General features: G+C 71.3%; 9 protein-coding genes. 4 read left to right on the top strand and 5 right to left on the bottom strand.

The window, feature by feature from the left end:
• Positions 1-405: 405 nt before the first annotated feature.
• Entirely contained in the window at positions 406-717 is a 312-nt protein-coding gene (locus ACQPZF_RS35430; protein ID WP_433264566.1) for a hypothetical protein, read from the bottom strand.
• Positions 718-736: 19 nt separating this feature from the next.
• Between ACQPZF_RS35430 and ACQPZF_RS35425 the strand changes: the two genes are divergently transcribed.
• Positions 737-970, top strand: a complete 234-nt coding sequence (locus ACQPZF_RS35425; protein WP_433264564.1) for a hypothetical protein — start codon at positions 737-739, stop codon at positions 968-970.
• Here ACQPZF_RS35425 and ACQPZF_RS35420 read toward each other — a convergent pair.
• From ACQPZF_RS35420 to ACQPZF_RS35405, 4 genes are all read right to left on the bottom strand, one after another.
• Positions 939-1994, bottom strand: a complete 1056-nt coding sequence (locus ACQPZF_RS35420) for a methyltransferase domain-containing protein (protein WP_433264562.1) — start codon at positions 1992-1994, stop codon at positions 939-941. The genes ACQPZF_RS35425 and ACQPZF_RS35420 overlap by 32 nt on opposite strands.
• A gap of 233 nt (positions 1995-2227) precedes the next feature.
• Positions 2228-2989 carry an MHYT domain-containing protein gene (locus ACQPZF_RS35415; protein ID WP_433264560.1) on the bottom strand — a complete coding sequence of 254 codons (762 nt, stop codon included), beginning with the start codon at positions 2987-2989 and terminating at the stop codon, positions 2228-2230.
• A gap of 294 nt (positions 2990-3283) precedes the next feature.
• Positions 3284-5290, bottom strand: a complete 2007-nt coding sequence (locus ACQPZF_RS35410; RefSeq protein WP_433264558.1) for a putative bifunctional diguanylate cyclase/phosphodiesterase — start codon at positions 5288-5290, stop codon at positions 3284-3286.
• Between the two features lie 224 nt (positions 5291-5514).
• Complete coding sequence (locus ACQPZF_RS35405; RefSeq protein ID WP_433274855.1) at positions 5515-6258, bottom strand: SAM-dependent methyltransferase; 744 nt, start codon at positions 6256-6258, stop codon at positions 5515-5517.
• A 250-nt stretch (positions 6259-6508) separates the two neighbouring features.
• Between ACQPZF_RS35405 and ACQPZF_RS35400 the strand changes: the two genes are divergently transcribed.
• The 3 genes from ACQPZF_RS35400 (at position 6509) to ACQPZF_RS35390 (ending at position 8867) form a co-directional block, all read left to right on the top strand.
• Complete coding sequence (locus ACQPZF_RS35400) at positions 6509-7831, top strand: cytochrome P450 (RefSeq protein ID WP_433264556.1); 1323 nt, start codon at positions 6509-6511, stop codon at positions 7829-7831.
• 161 nt (positions 7832-7992) lie between these two features.
• Positions 7993-8322, top strand: a complete 330-nt coding sequence (locus ACQPZF_RS35395; protein WP_433264554.1) for a PadR family transcriptional regulator — start codon at positions 7993-7995, stop codon at positions 8320-8322.
• Positions 8323-8336: 14 nt separating this feature from the next.
• Positions 8337-8867: a hypothetical protein gene (locus ACQPZF_RS35390; RefSeq protein WP_433264552.1), complete on the top strand. Its 531-nt coding sequence runs from the start codon at positions 8337-8339 to the stop codon at positions 8865-8867.
• The last annotated feature ends 88 nt before the right edge of the window (positions 8868-8955 follow it).

Here is an 8955-nt window from a genome sequence, read left to right as displayed (position 1 = left end):
CGATGTGAACCGAACGGCGGTAGCGGTTTCCGGGGAGTGGCTGCCGGATTCCGCCCGACCGGCGGGTACGGGGTGCTCCGGGTCAACTGGAATGGGCCTCGTCACGGAGGGTGCGCGGGTATTTCCGGTAATTGTTAAGGGCCAGGTCAGTGATGTGCCGGGATGACTTGGCGACGCTTTTCAGGGGTGCTCCCGGCGTGATCGGTATTCCGCCGGATGAATCGGTGACTCGACGCGAAAATGCGTACTCCGCCGATGTGCACGCACGGTCACATATGAAGAGTTCTCACGACCCGGCCGGACTACTCGCGCGGGCCTGACCTCGCGGTTCGGCCCGGTGCGGCGGCGGTGGCGTACGCCGACGTGGCGCGGGGCGGGCACGCCCGGCACTTCGGGTTCAGCGGCTCACCGCTTCGGTATGAGCGACCGCGTGACGACGACCGCCGCGAAACCGACCACCGGGGGAGCGGCGAGCAGCGCCGCGTACCCGATCTCTCGACCGCGGACAGCAGGGAGTTCCGCGACCTCGTCCCGCGGCCCTTCGACGGCGTCCGTGGAGCCGGTCGTCCGCCACGGTCCACCTGTACCCGCCGGACGCTGGACGGGTCCGGCGCACGCGCTCGGTCCGCGGCACGACGGGCTGCGGACCGAGCTGACCGCCGAGATCGACCGGTCGCGGAGGTGATCCCGGCCGGCCGGGTCGGAGCTTGTTGCCACTTATTGGCATTATGGCTGCGTGGGGAACGGAGGTCGGCTGGTGGACGTCGAGCTGGCGCCGGCCGCGTTGGCGCTCTTGCTGATCATCGGTGTCGGGGTGTTCGTGTCGGCCTGCCGGCTGTCCGCCGGGGAGCCGCGGAGAGCCGCCGACGCCCGGCGGATCGCCCGCCGGCGGCGGGCCGCGCCGTGGGTCCTGTGGGCGTCGGCGGCGGTTGTCGTGGTCAACGTCGGGTGGGTGCTGGTGTCACGGTGACGATCTCCGGGTGGGCGCCGAAGAGGCTGACCGGGCGTCGATCGGTGGTCGCCAGGCCGGCGCGCTCCGCCTGGGCCAGGTGGTGGTCGGCGTCGGGCAGGAGCAGGACGGCCCGGCCGGTCGGCGACAGGACGCGGGTCAGCTCGTGCCAGAAGCGGTGCGGCCGGCGGGCGAGGGCGCCGGCCGGCCGCACCTGGCGGTTCCACGGCGGGTTGCCGACCACCACGTCGATCCCGCCTGCGGGGAACGGGAGCCGGCCCGCGTCGGCGACCGCCCAGGCGACCCGGCTGCCCCTGCCGTTGACCGTCGCGGCGGCGATGGCGGACGGGTCCGCGTCGGTGCCGATGGCGGTCAGCGGCAGGTCGGCCTCGATCGGGATGGTGCCGGTTCCGCAGAACGGGTCCAGCAGGCGTGCGCCCGGAGGCGGATCGGCGACCCGCAGCATCGCGGCGGCCAACGGCGGGTGCAGGGCCCCGGGACGGGTCGCCCGGCGGTAGTCCCTGCGGTGCAGAGGTTTCGGCGCGATCCGCAGGGCCAGCACGGCCCGGTCGTCGGTGACCGTCAACCGCCAGGACAACCCCGGCGGGGCGGGTTTGCCGTCGCGCCGGCTGTGGTAGGCCAGGCCGAGGGCCGCTGCCAACGGCTCCCCGACGGTGTCCTCCAGGTCGTACCTGGTGTAGTTGCGCCTGCCCAGGAAGGACGCCGAGACGTCCACAGTGGACGGACGGTCGAAGACGCCGAACGCCGCCCGCCGCGCGGTGACGTGCCCGGCGTCCAGCGTCGCCACCGCCTTCGCCAGCAGGCGGAGATCGGCCCGGGTGTGGCCGATGCCCGCCACCGTGGCGGCGACCAGGAAGACGTCGTCGGCGCAACGCAGGTCCAGCACCTCGGGACCGGGGCGCGCGCAGGTCCACCACACCTCGCGGTGGGCGGTGTGGTGGACGGCGCCCAGGCTCCGGATCTCCTGTGCGGCCAACGACTCGATGCCTCGTACCGTGCGCGCCAGCAGGCGCGCGGCCGTCACGTCCCGGCGGGGTGGCCAGGACGCGGTTCAGTGCCGGCGTGCGCGCACGCCGGTGGGGGAGAGATCATGGATCTTCTTCCGCGTCGCGACCGGGGCGGTGGAGGTGCCGCCCCGCATCGACGGCGAGGGGGATGCCCGTGGCTCGCCGACGGTCGCGTCAGAGTCGGAAGAAGAACGTCATGCGCGCGACCCTAGCAAACCGGGTCGCCGGGTCGGTGGTGGTTTTCCCGGGGTCAGCCGCTGCTGCCGGCGGGTTCGCGGAAGGAGTCGTTCGCGGTCGTGAAGAGCATCCACAGCAGGGCTCCGACGACCAGGCCGCTGATCACGAAGATCGGGAAGACCAGGTCGAACACCGCGGTGCCCCGGGGCGCCGGGAGCGACGCGTCGGACGTCACGCGGACGGCCGCCATGCCGGTGTAGTGCATGCCGGTCACGGCCACCCCCATGATCAGGCCCGCGACCACGCTGGCGACGGCGGTCTTCACGACCAGGGTGAACCAGAACGCGGCCGTGGCGGCGGCGACGGCGATCGCCACGGACGCCGCGACGAGGGTCTGGTCGTAGAAGATGTCGCCCTTGAAGCGGATCGCCGACATGCCCAGGTAGTGCATGCCCGCGACGCCGACGCCGGCCAGCGCGCCCGCGAGGACCAGTCGCATCCGGGTGAACCGGACGAGCGTCACGAGCGACAGGCCGACGCCGACCACGAGGACCGCGACCAGCGCGGACAGGGCGGTCAGGGGAGCGGAGTACTTGATCGTCGTGCCGGGCACGTCGAAGCCGAGCATGGCGATGAAGTGCATCAGCCAGATGGCGATGCCGCCGATGGCGAACGCGCCCAGGACGGTCCAGCGGACCTTGGCTCCGCGGGCCGGTTCGCTCCGGGCTCTCGCCATGCAGGACAGGCCGATCAGGGAGCCGATCACGGACACGCCGTAGGCGAGCACCAGCGTCCAGGGACCGGAGGAGAAGTGCTGCATCGATTCGTGGTTCACGGAGACACCCGATCTTGTGGGGTACGGCGGAGAGAAATACCCGTTGTAGGGGTCCACTGTGATCGCCGACCGCCATTAAAACCAGAGTCACTAACCCGCGTGAGGTATGTTTTACCGCTCCCTGAACACGCTGTGTAATTGGCGGGGCACGGCCTGCTCGTGGTCGCTCCGTGGGACCGCTACCAGGGCCTTCGGTGCGGTCGAGTGGACTCCGTGCGGTTGATCACGCGCGAAAGCTCTTATCTCCGTAATTATCCGGACCCGCCGGTTCCGTCGTTTTGAGGAAAATGCGCGTCACCGGAAGAACGCCACCACATCGCCCGGCGGGCAGGCCGCGCCGAAGTAATCGCCCGCACCCGCGTCCGCGCCGGCCGCCCGCCACCAGTCGGCCTGCGCGGCGGTCCGCACGCCGTCCACCGCGATCGTCACGCCGGACGCGCGCACCGCCGACACCAGCGCCTCGACGTAGGTCGCGCGGTGGTCGACCAGCCGCCGGGCCACTCGCACGTACGTCACCGGCAGGCTCTCCAGCGCGGCCACGTCGTCCGGGCCCAGCCCGAAGTCGTGCAGCGCGGTCCGGACGCCCATGTCGGCCAGCACGGTCAGGTTGTCCGCCGCCTCGGCCACGGACAGCACGCCCACCGGCATCCCCACCACCAGCCGGTCCGGCGGCAGGCCGGTGTCGTCCAGCACCCGCACCACCCGCGACACGAGGTCCGCGTCACCCGACTGCACCGGCGACAGGTCGACCACGAGCGGCGCCTCGATGCCGTCGCGCTGCCGCCACCACCGGGCCTGCCCGCCCGCCACCCGCAGCAGCCACTCGCCCAGCGGCAGGATCAGCCCGGTCTGGTCGGCCAGCGCCACGCACTCGCCGTGCGCCAGCGGCTCCTCGCGGTCCCAGTGCAGCAACGCCTCCACGCCCGCGACGCCGCCCGCGAACCCGCACACCGGTCGGTAGCGCACGCCGATCTCCCCGTGCTCCCACGCGCCCGGCATGCCCACCGCCAGCGCCTGCGTGCGCCGGTCCGCCGCGTCCTGCTTCGGGTGGAACAGCTCCCACTGGCCGCGCCGGCCCGCCTTCGCCCGGCGCAGCGCCTGGTCGGCGGCGCGCAGCAGCTCGGCCGGCTCCAGGTCGCGGGACGGCCGCCGCACCACGCCGATGCTCGCCGACACGGCGAGGCCGTGACCTTCCACGAAGGTCGGTTCGGACAGCTCGTCGTTGACGGCGGCCACGATCCGCGCGATGTCCGGCGTGGTGGCGCTGTTCTCCACCAGGATGCCGAACTCGTCGCCCTCGAACCGGGCGATCATCGCCTTCTCCCGCGCCAGCACGGTCTTCAGCCGCTGCGCGACGTGCACCAGCAGCCGTTCGCCCGCCCGGCCGCCGAGGCTGTTGCACACCATGCCGAACGCGTCCAGGTCGAGGTGGAACAGCGTGACGCCGTACACCGGGTCGGCCCGTCGCAGCGCGGTCTCCAGGTAGGTGCTGAAGTACTGCCGGTTGGGCAGCCCGGTGAGCACGTCGTGCAGCGCCTGCCGGTTCAGCTCGCCCTGCAGCAGCATCAGCTCGGTGCCGTCCTCCACCACGGTCACGAAGTGCGCCGGCCGGTTGTCGGCGTCGCGCAGCAGCGAGGTGGTCAGCGAGATCCGCGCGACGTCGCCGTCCTTGCGCAGCAGCCGCTGCGACTGCCGGATCCGCTCGTGGCCGCCGTCGAGGAGTTGCCTCATCGCCTCCCGCAGCCCGGCCACCGAGTCGGGGTGCACGAGGTCGAACAGGGTCAGCTCGGTCAGCTCCGCCGCCGTGTGGCCGAGGATCTCGGTGATCGCCGCGTTGGCGCGCAGCAGCCGGCCCTCCAGGTCGACGATCAGCACGCCGCTCGCCGAGGACATCACCACCTCGTCGAACCGCGCCTCGCTCTCCTGGAGCCGCCACCTGGCGTCCCGGACGGCCTTGAGCAGGGTGAGCTGCATGCTCTCCTGCTGCTCGAACACGGCCCGGCGGTTCGCGGCGAGGAACCCGGTCGCGAGCGCGCCCAGCCCGACCACGATCCGCTCGGCGGACCGCTCGACGGGCTGGAACTCGGGCAGCGCCAGCAGACCGCGGCCGAGCACGTCGGAAGTGCAGCGCAGACCGGCTTCGCCCACGTAGCCGAGCGCGACGAGTTCGTCCCCGAGCCGGGTCAGCGATTCGGGTTCGAACGGCTCGCGGTGCAGCGCCGCGCAGATTTTGTCGAGCTGTTCTCGCAATTCGCGATCGAGTTGATCCTTGGTGTGCGCGACGACGATCGCGCCGCTCATCAGGTACGACCATTTGCGTGCCAGGAATTCCCGCCCCCGGCAGGTATCCGGTGTGGACGGGTCGTTCTCCGACGTGCGGTCGGGATTAGGCATTGCCGGTTGCCCCGCGTTGATTGTCCAAGTCGCGCGGAAGCCTACCTACCCGAGGTTCCGATGCCCTCGACCATTGGAGTGAATAAAAGTCACACGATCGATTCATCGATCTCGCGGGCGTTGCGCTCCGCTCACGGTTTCCGGCCGACTCCGGCGTAGAGCAGCATGTTCATCATCGGCTCGTCCGAGACGTCGGCCGGTCCGCTCGGCCGCCACTCGCCGCAGCCCACCAGGCCGGGCTCGACCAGGTCGAAGCCGTCGAACAGGGCGAGGACCCCCGCGTGCGTGCGCACGGTCAACTGGTCGCGGCTGCCGCTCTCCTTGATCATCTCGGCCGCCCGGTGCATCCGCGAGCCCACGTGGTCGGCGCTCACGTGGCTGGCCGCCAGGTAGCTGCCGGCGGGCAGCGCGTCGCGGTAGCGGGCCACCAGCCCCGCCGGCTCCCACTCGTCCGGGATCCAGTGCAGCATCAGCATCATCAGCAGCCCGACCGGCTGGTCGAAGTCGAGCAGCCGGCGCGCCTGCGGGCTGTTCAGGATGCCTTCGACGTCCCGCATGTCGGCCCGCACGATGGCGGCCCGGTCGTTGTCGGCCAGCATCAGCTCGCTGTGCGCGACCGCGATCGGATCCCGGTCGACGTAGACCACCCGGCACTCCGGGTCCACCGCCTGCGCGACCTCGTGCACGTTGGACACCGTCGGGATGCCGGACCCGATGTCGAGGAACTGCCGGACGCCCTGGTCGGCCATGAACCGCACGGCCCGGCCCAGGAACGCCCGGTTCACCCGCGCGCCCGCCCGCAGGCCGGGCATCATGCGGTCGATCTGGAGCGCGATCTCCCGGTCGACGGCGAAGTTGTGCGCGCCGCCCAGCATGAAGTCGTAGGCGCGGGCGATGCTCGGCACGGAAACGTCCACGCTCAGCGGCACCCAGTCCGGTCGCACCACCGCGAACACCTCTTCGGGTCGAGAGCCACCGAGTCCAGCCAGGGCCGGATCGAGTTTAACCAGAGCCGGATCGATACCCGTTGGGCCATCGGGGTGACCCTCGACCGGACACTGTCGACTTCCGTCGGGCGCCGCCTATTGTAGAGCGTCCGAATTCGACTCCCATCGAGGAGCGATGATGTCGGTCCCGGTCGCGCCCGGCAGGTTACCGTTACTCGGGCACACCCTGTCACTGCTGCGCGCGAGATCCCGATTCACCGCCGGGCTGCGTGATCTCGGCGAGATCGTGGAAGTCCGCCTCGGTCCGGTGCCGGCCTATTTCGTGACCAGTCCCCGGTTGGTCCACCAGGTGCTGGTCACGGACGGCTCGCGGTTCCGCAAGGGAATCATGTTCGAGCGGTTCCGGCCGTTCCTGGGCAACGGGCTGGTGCTGTCCGAGGGCGGGTTCCACCGGCGGCAGCGGCGGATGGTGCAGCCCGCGTTCCACCACGAGCGCATCGCCCGCTACGCGGCGACGATGGTCCGCGCGGCGGACGACCTGACCTCGACGTGGCGGCCCGGCGAGGTGCGGGTGGTGGAGCACGACATGCAGGCGCTCGCGGTCACCATCGTCGGCGAGGCGCTGTTCTCCACCGAGCTGGGGCAGCCGGTGATCGCCGAGATCCGCCGGTCGGTGTTCGACGTGACCAAGAACGGGATGGTGCGGGCGCTGTCGCCCGGGTTCGTGGCCCGGCTGCCGCTGCCCGTGAACCGGCGGTTCGACCGGGCCACCGAGCGGATGCGCGGCATCGTGCTGGACGTCATCGCGAGCCGGCGGTCGGCCGGCGTGGACCACGGCGACCTGCTGTCCATGCTGCTCGTGGCGCAGGACGAGGAGTCCGGCGACGGCATGACCGACCAGCAGGTCTACGACGAGGTGCTGACCCTGCTGACGGCCGGCATCGAGACCACGGCGCTGGCGCTGGCCTGGGTGTTCCACGAGATCGCCGCGAACCCCGAGGTGGAGCGGCGGGTGCACGCCGAGGTGGACGAGGTGCTGTCCGGCCGCCCGGTGGTGTTCGAGGACCTGCCGAAGCTGGTCTACCTGCACCACGTGGTCAACGAGGTGCTGCGCAAGTACCCGATCTGGATCCTGATGCGCAAGGCCGTCGAGCCGGTCGACCTCGGCGGGACGCGGCTGCCGGCCGGGGCGGAAGTGATCATCAGCCCGCACGGCGTGCACCACGACCCGGCCCACTACCCAGACCCGGAGCGCTTCGACCCCGACCGCTGGACGCCGGACCGGGCCGCCCGGCTGCCGAAGGGCGCGTTCGTCCCGTTCGGCGGCGGCGCCCGCCAGTGCGTCGGCAACGTGTTCGCCCAGACCGAGGCGGTGCTCACGCTGGCCACGGTGGCGGCCCGCTGGCGGCTGGTGCCCGTGCCCGGCAAGCCGGTACGCACGAAGTTCACCACCGCCGCCTACCCGACCGACCTGCTGATGACCCCGGTGCCGCGCGACTAGGGCCGGCGAAGCCACCCGGAATGCTGGTGCCCTCCGGCAGGTCCTCCCTGGGAGGCACGGCTTGTCCGGCCCGCTCCAAGCCCGAGGCTTCGACGTAATACCTCGTCAGCCACGTGTCTATCTAGGTAGCGTGAGCAGATCTACCTAGGTAGAGTGCAGTCATGACCAGACCGCGGATGACACCGCAGACCGTCGCGGTGCTGCGCGTGCTGCTGGAGGACCCGGCGACACCGCGCTACGGGCTCGACATCGCCCGCCGGACCGGGCTCAAGACCGGCACCCTGCACCCGATCCTCAACCGCCTCCGGCAAGCCGGGCTGATCGAGAGCTTCTGGGAAGACCCCGGCGACCACGAGGACCAAGGCAGGCCGCGACGTCGCTACTACCGGTTCACCGGCCACGGAGCCACCCTCGCCCACCAGGCCGTCATGCGAGCCGAGGCGACGACGACAGGCAGCCTCCCCGCGCTGCACACCCAACCCGGACACTAGGCGGAGCCGCAACCATGTCACCCACCATGCGACGCGGTCGCGAGAGGCTCGCCACCGCTGCCGTCGCCGTCAGCGGCACCGCCGTCGGCGCTGCCGTCGTCACCACCTCTGTCGTCACCTTCGCCGTCGTCACCTTCGCCCTCACCGCAGCGGTCGCCGCCTTTGTCGTCGCCGTCGTCACCGCCGTTGTCACCGCCGTCGCAGACGCTGTCGGCAGCGGCACCGTCGCTGTCGTCGCCGCCTGCGTCACCACCCTCGCTCTCATCGTCCACCGCAGGCACTTATCCAGGGCAGAGAGCATCGAGGCCTACGACGGAAGGCGGTCTCCGCGACCTTCCCGTGCCATCACAGGCGCGAGTCGCCTGCTGCCCGCCGATGTCAGGGACGAGTACCGGGAGGAGTGGGCCGGATGGCTGTTGGACCTGCGCGCCGGCGGAGCACCCCGCACCCGGTGGTGGATCGAACTGCTCAGCATCGTTTTCATCGCCGCACCCCGGCTCGCGGTCATCCTGCGGAGCGCCGCATACCGGAAGGTGGACCGATGAGATCGCGTGCACTCGGCGTGGCCGAGGGGCTCGGCGCGGCCGGCGGCGTCCGTGGCGTGGCCGTGAACCCCGGGAGTTGCCGCGACAG

Source organism: Actinosynnema sp. CS-041913 (assembly GCF_050942485.1).
GTDB lineage: Bacteria > Actinomycetota > Actinomycetes > Mycobacteriales > Pseudonocardiaceae > Actinosynnema.
Note: the sequence above shows the minus strand (reverse complement) of the source record. Positions and strands in the feature narration are given on the sequence as shown.